General features: G+C 42.5%; 17 protein-coding genes and 2 pseudogenes. 2 read left to right on the forward strand and 17 right to left on the reverse strand.

Features of this window, described 5'->3' with window-relative positions; genetic code table 11:
* The first annotated feature begins 91 nt into the window (after window positions 1–91).
* A complete protein-coding gene (citH, locus tag FB592_RS04330; RefSeq protein WP_141949302.1) occupies window positions 92–1,372 on the forward strand; it encodes a citrate transporter CitH in 1,281 nt (426 codons plus the stop codon).
* A 157-nt stretch (window positions 1,373–1,529) separates the two neighbouring features.
* On the opposite strand, the gene bglS is transcribed toward citH, so the two are convergent.
* The 3 genes from bglS to FB592_RS04345 form a co-directional block, all read right to left on the reverse strand.
* Window positions 1,530–2,258 (reverse strand): beta-glucanase, encoded by a 729-nt coding sequence (bglS, locus tag FB592_RS04335; protein ID WP_141949303.1) that lies wholly within the window; start codon window positions 2,256–2,258, stop codon window positions 1,530–1,532.
* Between the two features lie 295 nt (window positions 2,259–2,553).
* Window positions 2,554–3,387 carry a transcriptional antiterminator LicT gene (gene licT, locus FB592_RS04340; protein ID WP_003242598.1) on the reverse strand — a complete coding sequence of 278 codons (834 nt, stop codon included), beginning with the start codon at window positions 3,385–3,387 and terminating at the stop codon, window positions 2,554–2,556.
* A 95-nt stretch (window positions 3,388–3,482) separates the two neighbouring features.
* Window positions 3,483–4,163, reverse strand: coding sequence for a hypothetical protein (locus FB592_RS04345; RefSeq protein WP_010886641.1), 681 nt, complete (start codon window positions 4,161–4,163; stop codon window positions 3,483–3,485).
* 206 nt (window positions 4,164–4,369) lie between these two features.
* Between FB592_RS04345 and FB592_RS04350 the strand changes: the two genes are divergently transcribed.
* Window positions 4,370–5,656 (forward strand): MFS transporter, encoded by a 1,287-nt coding sequence (locus FB592_RS04350; RefSeq protein WP_101502570.1) that lies wholly within the window; start codon window positions 4,370–4,372, stop codon window positions 5,654–5,656.
* Between the two features lie 18 nt (window positions 5,657–5,674).
* On the opposite strand, the gene dbpA is transcribed toward FB592_RS04350, so the two are convergent.
* The 14 genes and pseudogenes from dbpA to wapA form a co-directional block, all read right to left on the reverse strand.
* Window positions 5,675–7,114 carry an ATP-dependent RNA helicase DbpA gene (dbpA, locus tag FB592_RS04355; RefSeq protein WP_101502571.1) on the reverse strand — a complete coding sequence of 480 codons (1,440 nt, stop codon included), beginning with the start codon at window positions 7,112–7,114 and terminating at the stop codon, window positions 5,675–5,677.
* 82 nt (window positions 7,115–7,196) lie between these two features.
* Window positions 7,197–8,345: a rhamnogalacturonan acetylesterase gene (locus FB592_RS04360; RefSeq protein WP_141949304.1), complete on the reverse strand. Its 1,149-nt coding sequence runs from the start codon at window positions 8,343–8,345 to the stop codon at window positions 7,197–7,199.
* Window positions 8,346–8,715: 370 nt separating this feature from the next.
* Window positions 8,716–8,844 (reverse strand): annotated as a pseudogene (locus FB592_RS21020) (hypothetical protein); the annotation flags it as partial.
* Between the two features lie 17 nt (window positions 8,845–8,861).
* Window positions 8,862–9,317, reverse strand: a complete 456-nt coding sequence (locus FB592_RS04370; protein ID WP_032725074.1) for a hypothetical protein — start codon at window positions 9,315–9,317, stop codon at window positions 8,862–8,864.
* A gap of 16 nt (window positions 9,318–9,333) precedes the next feature.
* A complete protein-coding gene (locus FB592_RS04375; RefSeq protein WP_141949306.1) occupies window positions 9,334–9,630 on the reverse strand; it encodes a YxiJ family protein in 297 nt (98 codons plus the stop codon).
* An 18-nt stretch (window positions 9,631–9,648) separates the two neighbouring features.
* A complete protein-coding gene (locus FB592_RS04380) occupies window positions 9,649–9,972 on the reverse strand; it encodes a hypothetical protein (RefSeq protein WP_141949307.1) in 324 nt (107 codons plus the stop codon).
* 26 nt (window positions 9,973–9,998) lie between these two features.
* Entirely contained in the window at window positions 9,999–10,481 is a 483-nt protein-coding gene (locus FB592_RS04385; protein WP_141949308.1) for a hypothetical protein, read from the reverse strand.
* A 20-nt stretch (window positions 10,482–10,501) separates the two neighbouring features.
* Window positions 10,502–11,260: an Imm26 family immunity protein gene (locus FB592_RS04390; RefSeq protein ID WP_141949309.1), complete on the reverse strand. Its 759-nt coding sequence runs from the start codon at window positions 11,258–11,260 to the stop codon at window positions 10,502–10,504.
* A 25-nt stretch (window positions 11,261–11,285) separates the two neighbouring features.
* A complete protein-coding gene (locus FB592_RS04395; protein ID WP_141949310.1) occupies window positions 11,286–11,774 on the reverse strand; it encodes a DUF2716 domain-containing protein in 489 nt (162 codons plus the stop codon).
* A 17-nt stretch (window positions 11,775–11,791) separates the two neighbouring features.
* Window positions 11,792–12,244 carry a hypothetical protein gene (locus FB592_RS04400; protein ID WP_080467406.1) on the reverse strand — a complete coding sequence of 151 codons (453 nt, stop codon included), beginning with the start codon at window positions 12,242–12,244 and terminating at the stop codon, window positions 11,792–11,794.
* 72 nt (window positions 12,245–12,316) lie between these two features.
* Window positions 12,317–12,643: pseudogene (locus FB592_RS04405) on the reverse strand (DNA-binding protein); the annotation flags it as partial.
* Window positions 12,644–12,718: 75 nt separating this feature from the next.
* The gene (locus FB592_RS04410; protein ID WP_014481357.1) at window positions 12,719–13,105 is read right to left on the reverse strand and encodes a YxiG family protein; all 387 of its coding nucleotides are present in this window, start codon (window positions 13,103–13,105) and stop codon (window positions 12,719–12,721) included.
* Window positions 13,106–13,585, reverse strand: coding sequence for a YxiG family protein (locus FB592_RS04415; RefSeq protein ID WP_043940235.1), 480 nt, complete (start codon window positions 13,583–13,585; stop codon window positions 13,106–13,108).
* A 182-nt stretch (window positions 13,586–13,767) separates the two neighbouring features.
* Window positions 13,768–20,799, reverse strand: a complete 7,032-nt coding sequence (gene wapA, locus FB592_RS04420) for a tRNA nuclease WapA (protein ID WP_141949311.1) — start codon at window positions 20,797–20,799, stop codon at window positions 13,768–13,770.
* Window positions 20,800–20,801: the final 2 nt, after the last annotated feature.

Consider the following 20,801-nt stretch of genomic DNA (forward strand, 5'->3'; position numbering starts at 1 on the left):
GCGGTCATACACATTTGAAATAAGCCTTCTTCACAGAAAGAAAGGATGGAAGCGCTTACCAAAAAAGCTGTTGAATAGGGGAGGTCATATCATGCTTGCCATACTCGGTTTTGTGATGATGATTGTCTTTATGTACCTTATTATGTCTAACCGGCTTTCCGCTCTTATTGCTTTGATTGTCGTTCCTATTGTGTTTGCCCTGATCAGCGGATTTGGCAAAGATCTCGGCGAGATGATGATTCAGGGCGTTACAGACCTCGCCCCTACCGGTATCATGCTGTTATTCGCCATCCTGTATTTCGGCATTATGATTGACTCAGGCCTGTTTGATCCTCTCATTGCCAAAATCTTATCGTTTGTCAAAGGAGATCCGTTAAAAATCGCCGTAGGCACAGCGGTTCTGACCATGACCATTTCGCTGGACGGAGATGGGACAACAACCTATATGATTACCATTGCAGCGATGCTGCCTCTCTACAAACGGCTCGGCATGAACCGTTTGGTGTTAGCGGGAATAGCGATGCTCGGTTCGGGGGTTATGAATATTATCCCGTGGGGCGGGCCGACTGCGAGGGTTTTGGCCTCCTTAAAATTGGACACGTCAGAGGTCTTCACGCCGCTGATTCCCGCTATGATCGCTGGCATTCTCTGGGTGATCGCCGTTGCTTATATCCTTGGAAAGAAAGAGCGGAAGCGGCTCGGCGTCATTTCGATTGATCACGCACCGTCTTCCGATCCGGAGGCCGCACCGCTCAAGCGTCCCGCTCTTCAATGGTTTAACCTGCTGCTGACTGTCGCTCTGATGGCCGCACTGATCACCAGCCTGCTGCCGCTCCCTGTTCTTTTTATGACTGCGTTCGCCGTCGCCTTGATGGTCAACTATCCAAATGTCAAAGAGCAGCAGAAACGAATCTCGGCGCATGCGGGTAATGCGTTAAACGTTGTCTCAATGGTGTTTGCTGCGGGCATATTCACAGGCATTCTCTCCGGCACAAAAATGGTCGATGCCATGGCGCATTCTCTCGTTTCACTCATCCCTGATGTCATGGGCCCGCACCTGCCGTTGATCACTGCGATCGTCAGCATGCCATTCACCTTTTTCATGTCGAATGACGCCTTTTACTTCGGTGTCCTTCCCATCATCGCCGAAGCCGCTTCCGCTTACGGAATAGACGCCGCTGAAATCGGAAGGGCCTCCTTGCTGGGGCAGCCTGTGCATCTGCTCAGCCCGCTTGTGCCTTCCACCTATCTATTGGTTGGAATGGCAGGCGTCAGCTTTGGCGACCATCAAAAATTCACTATTAAATGGGCCGTGGGAACAACGATTGTGATGACGATTGCCGCACTTTTGATTGGGATTATTTCTTTCTAAATGTATGAGCTTGATCGTAGCATTGAGTGAGTACGTGATTTACAGAGGGGAGAAGATCAAATAGGATATTATGAGTGAATAGAAGATTCATGCCAACAACTTCTCATTACAATCATAAGAGCCTGCTATATTGCAGCAGGCTCTTTCACATTTGGCATTATTTTTTTGTATAGCGCACCCAGTCATAATGAGCGTATAGCGGATTTACACCATTGTAGGAGCCAAGCCATTCATCGACACCCGTACCATTCCACAAATTCATCATGATCTTTCCAGGTGTTGTCGGAATTTGGTTTGTTGCAGTATGTTTTACTTGCCCATCGACATACCATTTAATAGAGTTTGGCTGCCAATCGAATGCATACGTATGATAGGCATTGGCTGCATCAAACCCGAGATCAACAATCTTCTCATGGTTTCCTGCACCATTTGTATAATAGTTAAATTGAACCTTTGTTGTATCTTTTCCTAAAAATTCGATATCAATCTCATCCCAAGGAGTTCCATCTGTTGGACCTGTGTAAGTGAAGAACGATGAAACGATCCCTGTGTTTTTAGCTGGTTTCATTCTGACTTCATAAAGTCCATAGCCATATGTTTGAACAGAACGGTTTTCCCCGCAGTCAAACTTGTTATAAGATGGGCTTGTTAGCGCTAAACGCATTTCACCCAATGACGTCACTGATACGTTATTAGCCCGCCACGTGCAGTTGAACATATTTCCATTCGAATAACCATCTGCTTTTTGCCAAAAACCGGAGTTATAGCCGTTAAAAGGGTCAAAAAACGATCCACCTGTTTGAGCTGAGGCAGTAGCAGTGACTGCAAACAAACTCATAAACAATCCAGTGACAAGAAGCAGCAACACTCGTTTCAGATAAGGCATATTGGCATTCCCCTTTCATTGAAAGCGTTTTCTATGTTGATCTTACATGATTCTTTTAAAAGGGAACATCGGTCAAAATAATGATAATATCGAATCTTACTAACTTGAATCCTGTAACTATCATCATCTTCCCTCTGAAAAAAATAAAAACCTAAATTACCATCAGCACAGACAGAGATGATCCGCACTCATTGCAATTTAGGTTTTGCCTGCTTTATCAGTAACAATCCTACCATTTTCATATGTGAATGTAAGAAAAAGTGAACACAAGGAAACACAAATGTCAGCGCTCTCATTATGCTTGTTTAACTACCCTTTCTATGTGAATGGTTAAATACAGCAGCTCGTCACTTGTGAGCTTGTGCTCATACTCCCGCTCAATGTAGGTTTGGATTTTCTTCGTGCATTCATACGCGCGATGATACTTTTCTTTCACTGTATCCAGCAAAAAATCGTCCTGGCTTTCCATGTGAGTGCCGTTAAATAGACGCTGCGCGAAAAACTTTAAGTGGGTGACGAACCGATAATAGTGAAGCGATTCTTCGTTGAATTCAATCTTAAAATGGTATTTTACAATACTCAAAATCTCTTGCATGACTTTTGTAATGTTGATAATATTGGGCATCTCTTCATTCAGCTCGGCATTTACAATATGCAGAGCAATAAAGCCTGCTTCATCCTCTGGCAGAGACACACCAGTCTTGTTTTTTACCATAACCAACGCTTCTTTGCCGATCGCAAATTCGTCTTTGTAGAGCCGTTTTGTTTCCCACAGCAAGGCGTTTTTGATATCAAGCCCTTTCTGGTTGCGCTGGATGGCAAAGTTAATATGGTCGGTCAGCGACACATAGATGCTGTCGTTGAGCTTTTTGCCGAGCTGTAATTTTGCGTAGCTGATAATCTCTTCGGATACTTCCATACACTCGATCGGTATATCATACAAAAGGGTTTTGAACTTTTCTGATACATCCTTGTTATCGAGCGTGAACACTTTCTCAATGCGGGCTTCATCGACATCATCGCCGGACTTTTTCTGAAACGCGAGCCCCCTGCCCATGACGACCAATTCTTTCCCCTGTTCATTGACCACGCTGATCACATTATTGTTGATCACCTTCGCAATTTTCATGGCATGTCCCTCCAAATCTACTAAGAACAGACTATATCTTGATTGTACATTCTTTTTGTACTAGGTCAATATCATCAGGGAAAGACGGAAGCTGGTCAGTACAATTCACTCCGTACCTGCTGCCCGGGCTGTTTTTGAAGCAGCGCCTCCAGATGGCGTTCAAATGATGCCTTGTCAGCTTTCTGCTTTTTGACAATGCTGTTCATGATTTTAATGCTTTCAGCACTGTATTGTGTATATTGTTTTTTCAGCTGATCCAGCTGCTGTCTTGTCTTCTTCGCGTTTTTCGGTGTGACTTGGTTGATGAGTTTGATCATACTGTCTGCGGTCTCAAAAAAACCGGCTCTATTTTCTGTCAGCTGCTGAATTTCGATGCGGCTCATATCTTGATTACGCGTTTTTTGAAGCAAGGCAACCGCCTCGCTGTTTTGTTTTTTGAGCGATTTGTTCTCAAGCTTAATCGATTCGAGATTCTCCTTCGCAATGTCTGCTTCTTCTTCAGTCATGCTGATTCGCACGAAGTATTCTGGATTGCCGATTCCATAATCAAATGCTTCGCTCACTTGTATCATGGAACTGAACACAATGGCCAGCTGCCTGTCGCTTGCGAGGGCTTGGAAATCCTGCTTTTTCTTACTGCTCATCGGTTTGGCTGCGGTTTGTTTTACTGTCTTTTGATCACAGTCTGCGAACATCTGAGCCTCACCTTCACTTTCGCATGCGCTCATCACAAGAACTGTGACCAGCAGGCTTATACACAAGCCTATTCGCCTCATGCTCTGTCTCCTCTCTGCTGAATCCCTTCTGGAAAATACCATAAAATATAGTTAAATGGTACCAGATGCACCTAACCCCAGCAATAAATCAAAAGTATGATTTGAAGCGAAAAAACATAAATATTTTGTAAAAATTGACGTGCATTCCATTCTTTTCAGGCCCATTTCTCGTACAATAGAAGTATCGTTACCGGAGAGGGGCTCTGATGATGAAACGTTTTACGAAACAAGAAAACAGCTGGGTGTTATATGACTGGGCAAATTCAGCTTACTCAATTGTCGTGACCACCGCGGTATTTCCGTTATTTTATAAATCAGCAGCTGCGGAAAGCGGTGTCAGCGCCGCTCAATCGACTGCCTATCTGGGCTATACCATTGCGATTTCAACGTTTATTCTTGCGATGCTCGGCCCTATTTTAGGCACAATCGCCGACTATGAAGGGTGCAAGAAAAAGTTCTTCGGTTTCTTTGTGTCAGCCGGTGTCGCCAGCACCGCGATGCTCGCCTTTATCCCTAGTGAACATTGGCTGCTATTGTTGCTGTTTTATACGATATCGGCTATCGGTTTTTCCGGCGCCAATGTGTTTTATGATGCCTTTCTCGTTGACGTCACGACTGAGAAGCGGATGAATCTCGTCTCGGCACGGGGTTTTGGCTTAGGATACATTGGAAGCACGATTCCATTTATCATCAGCATTGCTGTCATCCTGCTCGCACAAGCAGAGACGATTCCGATGTCCGTATCTGCTGCAAGCCAGCTGTCCTTTTTCATAACGGCTGCCTGGTGGGGGCTGTTCACCATCCCAATGATTAAACATGTCCATCAACGCTATTACATCAAAAGAGAACCTCATATTGTCATCAACAGCTTTAAGCGGCTCGGCCAGACGATGAAACGGATCAGGCAATACCGGGCACTTTTCCTCTTTTTGCTCGCTTATTTCTTTTATATCGACGGAGTCGGCACGATTATTACGATGTCGACCTCCTATGGATCAGATTTAGGGATCGGTTCCTCAAGCCTCCTGATCATCCTATTTGTCACCCAGGTGGTCGCTGCACCGTTTTCGATTGTATACGGAAAACTGGCAGAACGCTTCACGGGGAAGACCATGCTGTACGTCGGGATCGTCATTTATATGATCGTTTGCGTGTATGCCTATTTTATGAAGACAACGCTTGATTTCTGGATACTGGCTATGCTTGTCGCCACCTCGCAGGGCGGTATTCAAGCCCTAAGCCGTTCCTATTTCGCCAAGCTTGTGCCAAAGCGCCACGCTAATGAATTCTTCGGTTTTTACAACATTTTTGGAAAATTCGCCTCAATTATGGGGCCGCTGCTCATTGCCGTTACCGCCCAGCTGACTGGGAAATCCTCGACTGCCGTGTTCAGCCTAATCATTTTGTTTGTGATTGGTATTGTGATTCTTGCCTTTGTTCCCGAGGAAACCAGCACAGATGTCAGCCAGCAGCAAAATGACCTGCCCCTTTAACTGGGAGCAGGTCATTCATCATTTATTCGCTTTATTCACCTTCAGCTGTTTCCCTTTGACGGTTGTGTTCTTCATCACTTTGAGAACATGAGGGCCTTTACCATTTAAAATCTCAACGTATGAGGCGTTATCCATAATCGTGATGATGCCAATGTCATCAGCTGACACACCGTCAATTTTGGCAATCGTTCCTACAAAATCAACGGCTCTGATTTTCTTTTTCTTTCCGCCGTTAAAATACAGCTTCATAATGTCTTTATTCAGCTCTTCGCTTTTGTCCTTTTTGCTTTCCGGACGGTCATTCATTTTAGCTAGAAATTCTGGTTTCTTCCTTGCCACTTCCTCTTGAGAAGGTGCTTCTATTTTTTGGATTTCAAATCCGATGTATTCTTCAATGTCGGCTAAAAACCGTTTTTCGAAGGCCGTGACAAACGAAATGGCCTTTCCTTTGTTCCCTGCGCGTCCCGTTCGGCCCGTGCGGTGGACATAGCTTTCCTTTTCAAGCGGCAGATCATAGTTGATGACAAGGGAGATATTTTCAATATCAATCCCGCGCGCGGCGACATCCGTCGCCACTAAGTAACGGTACTCGCCACGTTTAAATTCATTCATGACGTCGAATCGGTCTTCCTGAATCATTCCGCCGTGAATTTTATCGCATGGATATCCTAAGTCATCCAATTCATCGGTCAGCTGATTGACGTGCTCCTTCGTTCGGCAGAAAATGATGCAGCTGTCGGGATTCTCCGTCATCAGCACATCTTTCAGCAATGAAAACTTATTCTCTTCTCTTACTTGAATCACCGCATGTTCAATATTTCTTGTGGTTAGGCCGGCCGCTTTGATTTCGATATGCTCGGGGTTTTGCATATATTGACGGCTCAGCTTCTCGATATCCTGCGGAAGCGTCGCTGAAAACAGCATCGTCGTGCGCTCAGTCGGCAGATGCTTGATAATCGCCTCGACCTGCTCGATGAAGCCCATATTCAGCATCTCATCCGCTTCATCAATGACCAAATAAGAGAGACGATCCAACGGCAGCGTGCCTTTTTCGATATGATCCAGAACACGGCCCGGCGTGCCGACAACAATGTGGCTTTTTTGCTTAAGCTCAGCTTTTTGTTTATCAAAGGAGGATTTTCCAAAAACGGCTGTCGCTTTAATCCGTTTAAACCGTCCGATGTTCGTGATATCCTCTTTTACTTGCACCGCAAGCTCACGGGTCGGAGTTAAAATAAGCGCCTGCGGCTTGTTTTCATCCCAATCCGCCAGTTCACAGAGAGGAATTCCGAACGAAGCCGTTTTCCCGCTTCCCGTCTGTGATTTGACGACAAGATCCTTTCGTTCAAGGGCAGCGGGGATCACGCTCTGCTGCACCTTGGTCGGTTCTGTATATCCTAGTCCTTCCAGTGCTCGTAAAATGTCATGACTGATTTGATAGTTTTTAAAATGATTCATGTATAAACTCCTGTCTCTTGCAGATGTTCTCATTATACTCTAATTGACGAAGGCATATGTGTTTTGTCGAAAATATGACGTGTTAAAAGCCATCGATTCCCTGGCGTTTTAGCTCCTGAACAGCCAATCGCGCCAATACGTCGGCCCCCGCGCGATTCGGATGCAGCGTATCTCCATCCATATAAAGCCCCAGTGTTCTTTCCGGACCGATCGATGTAAAGTATGCCGAGCTGAGGACATTTAAGTCAATGAGGTGTGTTTTTTCCTCTTCGGCCAAAGCTAAAATAGAGGCCCTGTACCATCTGTTTACAGACGAATGGATGCCTTCAGAAGTAAAATCGGTCGCCCGGCCCTGGGGCGTTGATAGGATGACGTCCGCTCCTTTCGCTTTCACCTGACGAATCATATCACGCATCATCTCTTTAAATTCCGCTTCAGATTCATTATGCTTCGGATTTGTGTCATTAATGCCGAGCTGCAATATAAAATAATCCCCCGGCTTGATGTACTTCAAGATCGCCTCAAGCTGTCCATCATTTCTGAACCCTCTCGCGATCTGCCCGCCAGACGCCATGTTTCTCACTTGAAAGGTGTGTTTATCGATATAGTGAGGCAGCATCTGCCCCCAGCCCGCCTGCTTGCTGCTGTTGAGCGGATAATAATTGCACACCGTCGAGTCGCCGCCGACATAAATGGTTCGGTTCGTCACCGGCTGATCAGACAATTTCTTTATTTTCAAGGCGCTAAGCGTAAAAGCGGTGCCAGCTTTCCCCTCTGTCACCAGCAGATTCAGCTGCCCGTCGGTGACGGGAATTTGGAACGTATCCTCCGCGCCATCCCCTGTCATATTAATAACCTGAAACACGCCCTCCGCCGCCACACTGGCCCTTGCCGTATTACCAAGCGTCGCCTTCACCTCATAAAGGCCGTTCGGGAGATCCACATTAAACGTGTTATTGCTTTTCGTCCCATACGCTAAAAACTGAACCGCATCCCTCTTCACACCAGTCCCGGATGCCGCCACATCCCTCATATTCTCCGGTGTTTGAAAACCGTAGCCCTTTGACCGGTCATACCGATCAGACGCCCTGACACCAATATAACCAGGCTCCACCGAACCGCTTCCAAAGTCAAATTGATACACCTTCGGCTCCACTGCCTTCACACTCTCAATCCCGCCAAAACACAACATCAACATCATTACAAAAGCCGCTGCCATCCATTTTTTCATCAAGACTCCCCCTCTATGAAAACGCATACATTAATGCATACTCGGTGATTGTTTCTTTATGATGACTGAATGCAGAAAAAAATGGCGTTGAAAAATAAAATTGATGTGCCATATTTAAAAAGGGGGTCTCAAGCAAAAAAGGGGAAAATCAGTGTGACTTCTTGTCACACTTGATCACATCCCATCCTCCGCAGTAGAAACTCATCTGATCTTCTTGATCATACACATAATAACGGAGTCTTTCCCATTGATAGTCAGTCGGTTCAATCTCCAACTCAACCGCATCGATGGATTCAAGGTCATCCAGCTTTGATGCACTAATGTCTTCAAACCGCAAATGAATGTCACAGGTTTGAGCTGATAGTTTTAATTCAAACACAGGAATTTGAATATAACGATCATCTTCTTTCATAGAGAAAGAAAACTCGTTTAATGTAAATGGACCTGTATCCGCATCAGAAAGATGCTTTTTCAATTTCTCGTATTGTGTGATATTCAAATGAATTCCCTCTATTTTTATGAGTGATCGCTAACCATATAAATGTCCACAGCATCGAATTCAAACCATATGATCCGTTCGCCTGAGTCCGTTAGGCATTGGAGCTTCCCTTCTGAAAAATAGCTTTTATCCGGTTGAGGATCAGTGATCAGAAAAACATCATCATTGATGGAAGCTAACAGAAAGAGAAAATCTGCAATGTCCCGGTCTGCTTCATGTACTACGCATTGGAAATGAAATTGCCTTTTCGCCAGCTTCGTCACCTTGTAAGCATAGCCTTTGACAAACTCTGACGGGTCTTCTATAAATGAACCAGTCGTTATCACCTGTATCATGATTCGCTCACAGGTAAGCCCTTGCCAAAAACGATAAAACGACTCTGCATCTTTAAGTTCGCATGACGTAACGATTTGGTCAGGTTTAAGATCAACCATGTCCAAATTGCCGATACTGCTTATAGAGGTTTTTTCCATAAAACCTTCCCCCTTATCAGTTGGATAGCGCAACGCAAATCTCTTGTCTGACTTGTTCATACAAGAGAATGTGCTGATACAGATCTTTATCGTTTTTGATCATACCCGGAAGTATGTCAGGATAAAGCTCAAAAAAGCTTTTCTCCAACGTACGCCGCTGATGCCGGGGCATCCTTTTATTCGCCAGCACATAATCCAAACTGCCATCAACTAGCATAAAAAACTCATAGATTTCCGCTTCAAAGCCGTACAATTCATCAGGATACGGCGTTTCTTCAAGCTCTTGCTGTCTTTTTCTCAGTTTTTGAAGCACGTTGATCCTCTCCTCACCCTATTCAACTTCCATCACCACATATTGCCGGCAATAAAAGCGGAATGTCTGCTCTTCCCATTCTTCCACAAGGTACGTGCCTTGTGGTTGCATTTCAATATGGAGAAGTCCATCTGATAGATTCGATAGGGTTTCGATTTCTCGTATCGTAACGACTGAAACGTCTTTGAATATGACAACAATCGTACGTGAATGATAAACAGCTGCTAACTCAATCGTATAAATGATACCAAGAACGTGATCTGTTTCCCGATAAAAACGCCATTTCTTGATATGTTGAAACAAAATAGGAGTAGCTCCTGAAATACTCGACTCATCTGCCAATTTCGATTCCTCCGTTGATGGCTTCCCTATACTCCATACTCACAGTAAGGCTTCAAGTCAGGAAAAGAATCCTTCAACATTCTTTCTATGTTTTCATCGGTCACTGTAAATATAATATCTGTTGAATCAAAGAAACCGACTTCGAAAATACATTCTTTCACAGGGGAGATATAATCATCTTCATAAAAGTCAGCATTCCCATCAACAAACGGAACTTGTGTTATATCATACAGTATCGTCTCTTTAGGCACAGCAGTTAAAATAGAAAATATCACATAAATCTCATATTCATTTAATATACGATGAAATTCCTCACCTGTGATAAAAAGATAGTCTTCACGCTCGCCAATGATATCGTTCCAATGATCCTTATCCGAGGATACATCCATCATATTTAAAATATCGCCAATGACCCAATGATACTCAGTGATACGTAGGGGGAATTGGGTAAAAAAATCACTTAAATGAAAAAGAGTAGAATCAGCATATTCCAGACAAAATCTGCTCATATGATCTCCACCATAACTTCTTACAACTCATACTTAATCAATTCCTCCATCGAGGTTCCCTTGAAATATTGATAAAGAATATCCTCAATACTAAGGTGACCAAATAGCCCAATCGGGTTGCTAAAGGTCTTCCCCCGTTTTTCATCAACCTCTATTAAATCACTCTCTGCCGCTAATGAATCGTCTTGGCTAATGAGGTATTTTCCATCTTCATACATGACAAATGTTATAGCAGAATGATCAAATTTTTTCATCAAATCTATCGGCACCTTGGAAACAACCTTCCAATTCCCCTGAAGAAAGCCTGTATATCCTGTATTCGCAATAAAAAGGGTTCTTTGCTTTTCTGCCATCATGAGAGAAATGTCTTTTTTACTCAAGCGTTGATCTGTAAAAATATCAAAATACTGAATGAGAAGATCATCATTTTTATCTGTTGCTAAATCTCCTTTTACCACTAATGCATATGTAAACTGATTGATTTGCCGTAAAGGAATTTCAATGACCACACCAGGCCTAACTTCACTTAAAGTAGTTCTTTTTTTCATCTTTAGGTTGATGTCAGTGACTTGTTTTCCTTCTAATTCTTTAAAAAATGAATCGCCGTCTGATTTTAATACCTGAAAGAGAGTATAAACAAATTCATTTAGAGTAGGCTTGCGATCCAATTGTTCCAGGAACACAGCATGAAAATCTTCGATGGCGTCGTGACAAATATCCAAACCATCATCACTTACGAATATCTTTTTATTTTTATATTTTTCTTCCCAAAAGCCCATGTTTCACCTCCGTTTTTCAGAACACTCATCTATTTTGAAACAGGATAGGCGGATCATGATCTATCGCCTCCAACAGCTCTTCACCAAACACAGTGATTGTCAATTTCCACGGGTCTCCCAAAAGTCCCCAGGAGAAGTCCTGATGAAAAAAGAAATAATAGTCTCCATTTGGAAATACGGGAACAGGCCATTCGCCAAATTCATCCTGAGGCATTGTCTGATGAGGGCTAAAGATATATCCGACATGCTGCCAGTCTAATGCGTACATCACATCGTGTTTTCCAGTACATGATTGAAATGCTTTTAAAATCGAAGTCTCTAAATCATTCAGCACTCTGACCACATCATCATTACTGGCTTTACCGCTCATCCCGCTAGAAATATCAAACACTTGATATGGATCAGGCGGGATGATGTGATGACATCTGCTTCCGGGTTTCCATTTGATGATCTTGTTCACTTCTGACCAGATGCGGTCTTGTTTTGTCTGACTTAAAGCGCGCCAATTCATCATAATCTCATCCCTACACCTTATTGGATATCCTGCTTATAAACACCAGATGAGGTCACTGCGTAAACAGCGTTACTTGTCAGTTTCAGCTGTTGAACATCTAGGCCTTCACCGTTCGAATCACAGCATGTTATCTCTTTCATCTCTTGACTCACATCGGCAGAAATTAAATAAAGAAACGACTCAAGCTCTTCACTGTAACAATTGAACGTCCCAACCAAAAAACCTTCTTCGGATATCGCGAGCTGATCAAATGCTTCTGAGTCCGGCTCTTTATCCGACAGAATCCACACTCGTCTCACGACCGTTTCATCAAATGCGGCAATGACTGCGTCTCCGTAATACAGCATATAAATCAAGCCGTTTTTTTCTGCAAGTCCATAACAATCATCTACAGCCGGCGCATCCATTTCTTCGAGCTTTCTATCAATGTGTATTTCCTTCTGCTGACCATCTAACGTAAAACACCACACACTATGGCCGTTGGGATTCTCATCATGATAAATACCTTCATCACATAAACCGACCCAAAGCTGTTGTTTTTCATCCAAAAGACAGCAGGAAACCCCTGAAGGTAAGTGAAAAGCACTTTTCACCCTTCCCTCTTCTGAAAAAACCTTTACCTTCGGCTCATACGATTCGTAATAAACGAAGACATAGCCATCTGCACATTGTTGAAAGAGCAGGATATCACTGTATGAAATCTGCTCTTTCACTTTAAAAACCCGAATATCACCGGAAGGATCATAGATTGAGATGGTCACATCACCTTTCACACCTTTTCCAATGTAGACACGCCCCAGTGGATCAGCATGGAAAAAACAATCTTGGGTGTCCATGTTGATAATTTTATTCATTTTTAATTTTTTCATTTGTTATGCTCCTAGGTTTGAAATGGTGAGATAAGTCCTCTTACTCGTTTATTTACTTCATTATTACGATCACCTCTATGTTGAGGCATATATTTCAGTTGAATCAAAGAAAACCCTTTCAGTTTCAACTGCATAGACAGCTTGATTAATTCCAATCAAAACGTTTGCATTCGATTCATAATCTTCAATTAAAGGGTGATATAATGTTCCAATACCCTTCGGATAGTAAGAGAATGAATTCAAAATCCATTTTTCCCCATAAGCAACATCTTTTAAAGACGATTCCTTGCCGGCATAAAAAAATAATGATGATACATTCTTGAATAAAATACGATGCTGCTGCTTCTTTCCCTTCGTATCCATTTCTAAATAAAGAATAAATTCTTTTTTAAAGAACTGAAAATCTGTTTTTAATATGGTGAATTCCGAATCAATCAGATGCTTTTGTATTGGATTATTCACTTAAATCCTGCCTCCTTGAAAAAATTTCTTGATCCCAGCCACTATATTATTTTTTTGTTTTTTTTCAGTTTTTTCATAATCATTAAACGCTTGATATTCTTTAGAATCAAAGGATACACATTTAGATTCTATAGCAAGTAAAGTCCCGTTAATTTCTATAAGAAAATTAGCATTTAAGACTTGATTACCTAATATACCATTTTGTAGTTTTCCAATTCCTTCTTTGAAATAACTGATTTCTTCAAGGTACCAATTAGTATCAATGGGTATAGTTTTATCAAACTTGTTATGAACACTAAAATCGCAATAAATTCCACTTATATCCTTAAATGAAATTTCTTTTAAAGTGGCTTTTTCTTCTTCTTCATATAACTTAAGATAAAGAGTTAATCTATTCTCTAGGTATTCAAAATTAATATCGTACATAAAGCAATTAACATCGTGATTTATATAATCTATCCATTGCTCAATACTGTTCATGTTATAACATTCTCCTCACTTTAATTAAGTAAAATGTTTGTAAATGCAGATGGAAACTTAGACAAGATTCTTAAATAGAATCCACCTGAATAACCATCTGCATCTCTAACTATGTTAATTGCTATTATTAATCCCTAAATGATCTTTACATTTGATTTATAGATTTAATTATATTAATACTATTATCTTCTGTGTGACTTATTGCGCAAGCGTTTATTTATATTTCTATATGATGACCATCTTAACTTTATATGAGTCTCAGCAGGATTATTTGAGAAATGCCCTTTTGCATTTAAAGGACCTTTATTTCTAACTGACATTCTATAGTATGGTTTCTTTCGTTGACCAGAATTTTTCCCCATTAACCTTACTGTATGTTTTTTAGTAGTAACTACCCAACCTTTATTAGTTTTAGCCCTTTTAATCACACCTTTGTTTGCCTTTGCGACTTTTCTAGCATTCCAATACGTTTTAGATAATTTTCCAGCTTTAAATAGAGTACGCCCTACTCTTAGATAGTTTCCTCCGATTGCTCCGCCAGCAGCACCTAAGGCTACAGATCCAACTAATCTCCAACCTCTTGCTCCCTTTGCCTTGGCAGCTTTGTAAGAAGAGACTCCTCCAATTAAAGCACCTGCTACCATCCAAACCCAATGCCCATCCGGATCAACATTCATCACCGGGTTATTATTTCCATAAGCATACCCATTCTGATCCAATGAGTCGCCGTCGCTGCCCGGGTCTGGGTCGAGCGATAGGAACACGCCGTTTCTTGGCTCGTAGTAGCGGGCCATGAGGTAGTACAGGCCGGTTTCTTCGTCGTATTGGTAGCCTGCGTAGCGGTAACGGTTATCTTTCACTTCATCGCTTGCTTCGGTTTTTGTTGGATTTCCCCACGCATCGTATTGATATTTTGCAACCGTTTTTCCGGTGCTGTCTGAGATCGCGATGATGTCGCCGTGAGCGTTGTAGTGATAGAAATATTTCTTACCATTTTCTGTGTAGGATAACAGCTGGCCGCTGTCTCCGTACGTGTATGATTTTGTGACGTTGTTGTCCGCGTCTGTTTCATACAAGACGTTCAAGCTGTCTCCGTCGTAGAAGTAGTTCGTGACTTTTCCGTTGACGGTTTTTTGGATTCTGTTTCCTTTTTCGTCATACTTATATGTTGCGAATGGCTTGTCTTCGCCTTTTTTGGTAACGGCGGTCAGGTTATCTTCTGCATCCCACGTATATGTGAATTTGCCGTCAGATGTGCGGTTGCCGTTTTTATCGTAAGAGATGCTTTCATCATTGACTTTTGTCAGCTGGTTCATGATGTTGAAGGAAGCGTTCACCGTTTTGCTTGAGCCGTCTTTTACAGTTGTAACGGTTTTCCGGTTCCCGAATCCATCATATGTGTATTCAATGACAGTACCGTCTTCATGGGTTTCTTTGACAAGCTGATTCAGCTTCCCATACTCATATTGCACCTTGCCGCTTGCTGAGCTGTTTATCGTTGTGCGATTGCCGTTGGCATCATATTCATAGCTTTCCGTCAGAATGTTTCCGCCGTTTTTGTCACCGATATGCAGCGAGCTTACAAGGTTTCTTTCGTCATATGAAAAACTTGTTCCGCCGCCGTTGCCCGTAATAAAGGTTTGGACGTTGCCATTTTCATCATAATCAAATGAATATGAAGATGTACTGTCTTTCATCTCAATCATTTGATCCAGCTTGTTATACGTAAATTGATTCGTTCCTTTTTGGTCCCCATGAGTCCACAAGAAGGTTTTCAGCTTATCGGAGTCACTAGGATATGTCCAAGTTTGGCTGCCGCCGCGGTCTGTCAGTTCGGTTAAGCGGTTTTTGTTGTCAAATGTCCGTTTCTTTGTGGTGTTCTGCTCTTTATTGACAACCGACGTTTCATTTCCATTTTTGTCATAAGTGAAATTGTATTTTTCTGTACCGTTATACGATTTTGATTTCACCCGGTCTGTTCCATCATAAGAAAGAGACACTTCGTTGCCATTCGGTGAAATGGTTTTGGTCAGGTTGCTGTTGGCATCATATTCGCTTGCTAGCACATTGCCGAGAGGGTCAGTTGTTTTGACAAGCTTGCCCATCACATCATATTCATATTTATAGGTTTGATCTGCTCCCGCCCGGATGGTTTTGCTTACCTCATTGCCTTCCTTATCATAGCTGTGAAGGATAGACGTGCCGTTGGAGAGCGTCATGTTTGTCAATTGGTCTGCCTGATCATACGTATAGGTTGTTTTTTCACCTTTTGCATCTGTTTCAGACGTTTTCTTACCAGTTTCATCGTAACCAGTTGAAGTAGAGTATCCTAGTTCATCTTCTTCCTTAGTCACATAGTTACCATTACTGTCATACGTGCTTTTTGTTAGAAGGCTTCCTTCAATCAAACGGATATCATCAAACCAGACTGTGCCTGTCGCACTCTTTTGGAACAGAATACTGATATCGACTTTATTGATCGGCTTTGTTTTAGGGATGACGACAGCTGCTCGGTTCCATTCCTGTGTTCCAGAAGGGAATTTCGCATTGTAGACGCCTGTGCTGCCGTCAGCGTAAGTGACATTCGCCTGCAGAGAATAGTCTTTTTCATCTGTAAATTTGACGCTGCTTGCTTTCGACATTCCTGTCAGTGTGAGATAAACCGGTTTGTCATTTGCGCTTTGCCCTAAGACAACGGTTTGTTTTGTTACTGATCCGGCTTGGGACGCACTGGTCCGGGCAGCTTTTAATGATACATCATCATTAAAGCCTTCTTCAGAATCAACGGATGCCCCGCTTACATTCCAGTTTTCCGTTGCTGATGTGAAGCTGCTGTTTTGAACTGGGTTATAGCTTGATGATACTTCGCCTTTTTCCAGCTGGACTTCATCAAACCATGCTTTTCCTTTGCCATCTTTATCTTTATGATCGACTTCCATATACACAACGGCTTTTCCTGCATTCGCTGGAGTCGTAAAAGTGATTTGCCGTTTTGTCCAGTCATTTTTTCCGGCTAATGCACTGTATTCATTGTGAATCCATTGAATTCGTTTTTGATCTTTGTCTCGCAGATCAATGTTAAAGTAGGCTCTTGATTTCGCTAGATCCGTTTTGATTTTCCCGCTTAATGTATAGGTTGTATTCGGCTCCAGTTCAACTGTTTGAGTCGCTGAGGAATACCCGTGATCGGTTCCTGCAGACGTTGATTGGCTCAAGACTTCCAATGCCTTTGATCCAGAAAGAACTCCGCTTTTATCGGCGATGACTGAAATTTTGCCGCTGTCTTTAGAGGCAGTCAGATTCCAGCCGGATTTTTGCGCTTCAAAGCTTCCATCTTTCAAAATATTAGTTGAAGCTGATAAATCTTTGCTGGATTGAATCTGATTTCCGTATTTATCATAAACGGCTGCTGACGATGATTTTCCGCTCTGATCGGTTTCGGATACAGCATCCAGTCCGTCATAAGCAATATCCGTGACATTGCCCTCGGTATCCTTCATTTTTGTGACATCGTTGTTTTTGTTATATTCGTATGTCTCAGTTCCATATGCGTCTTTAACCGACGTAACGTTGCCATCTTTGTCATATTGATAGCTTTCCGTTGCTTTTCCGGTGCCCACGTCGTTTGGATCGACATCTTCTACGACATTGTTGCCTTCATATTTTGTATTCGTTGTAATTTTTAGCCCTTCAGCATCATCAATGACCTGAATCGGATTTCCCGCTTCATTATAGCCATACTGTACCTTCCGGCCATTTGGCTGTGTCATGAGAAGTGTCTTTTTATCAGCATCATAGCTGTAGACATATGTTTCTTTTTTAGCGTTGATCGCTTTTTCGAGACGGTGTCCGCTATACTGATATTCGGTAAAGACAGGCTTTGCTTCGGTACTGTTGGCTGAATACTGTTTGACAAGGCGTCCTTCGCCATCATAGTCATAGCTTGTAACAGTCCCGTCTGTATCTGTAACCTTCTTCAGCAAATCATTCTCATATGAGTAGGTGACTTTCTTATTCTTAGGTCCTGTGATGGAAGTCACATGGCCGTTTTCATCATAGGTAAATGTAAGCTTGCGGCCTGATGCATCTGTAATGGCGGTCAGTTGATTTTTGTCATTGTAAGTATAGACAGTTGCATTGTTGTGGCCATCCACTACTTTTTGGAGTTTGCCGCCTTTTTTATTGAAATAAGCATTGGTTTGATCCTTTGTTTTTAATATGAACTGATCAGCTGTTTCTGTTAATTCAAGATATACACCGGTCGGCGGCTGATACGTGCCATCGGCTTTTTTCGTGAATCGATGTGTCGTAGCGTCTTCATCGATATACATTGCCCCGCCATCCGTTGAGATGACAGATGTTTCTGCATCAGCATACCAGCCTTGTCCAAATAAGTGATCAGAGCTGTCAAGACTGTTGTAGGTTCTCGATAAGCCAAGTCCCGGACCGCGTCCGTCAATTGACAAATCTTCTTCATTCACAATGACATTGCCTGTCGCACCATTTAACTGGCCGCTTGGGATATCAATGATAGACCAGTATTCTTCTGTCCCAAGGAATTCTGCGCCTTCATGGAACGTTGGGTTAAAGGGCGCCGTTGGAATCGTTTCACCATTCGCATCATAGGCGACAAGCGTGAAAGAATAATTCTTCTTCCCTTTGTAATTCCCATTTGCATTGTTATAGACAGGTGATGGATCGAGGGCTAATTCCCCGCCTTTTCCATCTGTATGAAGCTTATAGCTTCCGGCTTTGATTTCCTCAGAAGTCGGCCAAATGTTTTTATTTTGGGTTGTCCAATGATCCGCGTCACCCACATCAAAGGACTGATATTCCTTACCGTTGTAAATGTTAACTTTATAGCCTTTCGCATTTTGAACCTTTTCCCATATCAAATTCACATAACCCGTTTGACTCGATTTTGTATTTGTATACAAATAGCCAGTTAAATTCTTTGGCCTAGCGATATCAGGAAGTGCCGGGTTAGCAGCCGGGGATGCAATGGCTTCGCCATCTTTGTTGTATGCGATAATTTTAAACGAGTAATTTTTTTTGGCTCCATCTCCCCCGGCGTTTTTATAGGTTGGTCCGGGATTGATCGGCAGCTCTGCTCCGCTTCCGTCCTTTAGGTGAAGAGCATATTTTCCCGCCTTGATTTCTGCACTTGTCGGCCAGATCTTTTTCCCTTTTGTGGTCCAAGACGTCTGATTTCCGAGATCAAGTGTCTCAAAGCCTTTCCCATTGAACACCTGAACCTTATAGCCGGTTGCACCAGATACAGCTTTCCAAGAAAGGTCGAAGTATCCTGTGGCATTCCCATTATTGTAGCCCTTTGCAGACGGTGCTTGTGCTTTTCCTACATTAGGGATAACGGGCTTTGCCGGTGCGGACATCGCTCCTTCACCTTGGTCAAATATCGCACTGACGCCAATCCAATAGTTTTTGCTTGTAGCATAGCTTCCGCCGGAATTCTTATAGACCGGGGATGGATCTAATGCCAATTCAGCTCCATCCTTGCCGTCCAGATGCAGTTTATATCTCTTGGAGGCAATTTCTGCGCTCGTAGGCCAGATTTTTTTACCTTTTGTGCTCCACGACGTGACGTTGCCTGCAGAAATCGCTTGATATTCCTTACCATTGTAAATCCATACCTTATATCCTTTTGCGCCTTCAACCTTTTTCCAGCTGATATCGAAATAACCAGTGGAATCGCCGTTGTGATAGGCTTTGATTGTAGGTGTGTTTCCCTTTGGAATGGTATACGTCACTTCAATATATGGTTTATTGGCGGAGTTCGCTGAAGAAATTAGTTTTTTCCAATATTCCTTGCCGTTTCCGTTTGTATGAAGCTTAAATCCATAGTTGGCCCCGCCGGAGTTCCATGACTTTACAGCAGCGGTCACATCATAACTCGCCCACTGTCCTTTATGGACGTCGGCTTTTCCGATATTTTTAGATGCCGGTTTGGTGTTCCATGTCACTTTTGCATTATCATAATTGCTGTTGACCGTATCCAGCCAAAGACCGGTTGCCTTTGTTCCATAATAGGAATGGGCTACGTATGTTTTTAATGTAGCTTTAGTGACAGTCATATTTTGAATTGGCTTTAGGTTGTTAAATTTCATGAACGCATAGTTTGTGCCTGTTGTTTTGTCATAATAGCCCGTTTTCAGTACATAGGCCTTTAAATTAGCATCCCATTTTTGTGAGGAGGCCGAATAGTTCGTCGTCGGGTAGGCACTCATGACAAACGTATCCGATGAAACAGATAAAGAAGTTGACGGGTCGATAGATACTGGATATACGCGTTCTGGGTCTTTCAGCCAGTTCTCGTCTGCCGTAAGATGAAGCAAATACCCTTCTTCATTCTTTTCCAGCTTATAGCTGACTTTGTCTGACCGTTCAACCTCGCCGGAAAGCTCATCTAGTTTTGAATCCGTCATAAAAGGCTTAGGCACAGAAAAAACAACTTTTCCTTTTTCATCAGAAAAATCAATGGATCCATCCTCTTGTTCTTTAGCCTGCAAATCGGTTTTTAACTGAAATGTAAATGTGTTGTATCCATTATACTGATGAAGGACTAAATCTTCTTTTATGTTTTCATTGAATGTGAAAGTCTGGAGATCAATATTCGGAAACACATCCGGATACACAATCTCATTACTGTCAGTCTTATAATCTGCTGAGGTATCTTTCGGAGTAAGTGAAGTTTTATTCGGGCCTTTCGCTTCTACAAGTGAATATGTAACCTTATGGTCATTATGCTCAAAAGTCGCGTAAAGCCCGTTCTTCATTTGCTTTTGAAAATCTGAATTCAAAATGGCGTTCTCTGTCTCGACTTGTTTGCTTGTCGACTCTTTTAACTCAGGAGAAATGTCTTCCCAGTCGGCATCAGGTGTTTCCTTTGTATGAATAGGATCAAGATATACTTCCTGTTTATAGACACCGTCACCTTCATAATAGAGTTTTGTATTTTCTGTTCTTTCAGAGGTGATCTCACCCTCTTTGTTTATATCTTTTGGATCAAAAGGTACAGCTTCCTCAGTTTGTTCTTTCTGAAGAGTTTCTTCTGGATCATCGGCAGCAATACGATTTCCATTCTCTTCTTCTGTGGTTTTTGCCAGTACATCTGCTGGCACTAATGAAATGATTAAAGCCAACACTAAAAATGCTGCTATGAACCTTTTAAAGTTTCGCCTCTTTCTTTTTTTCATTT

Source organism: Bacillus sp. SJZ110 (assembly GCF_006715455.1).
Lineage (GTDB): Bacteria > Bacillota > Bacilli > Bacillales > Bacillaceae > Bacillus > Bacillus subtilis.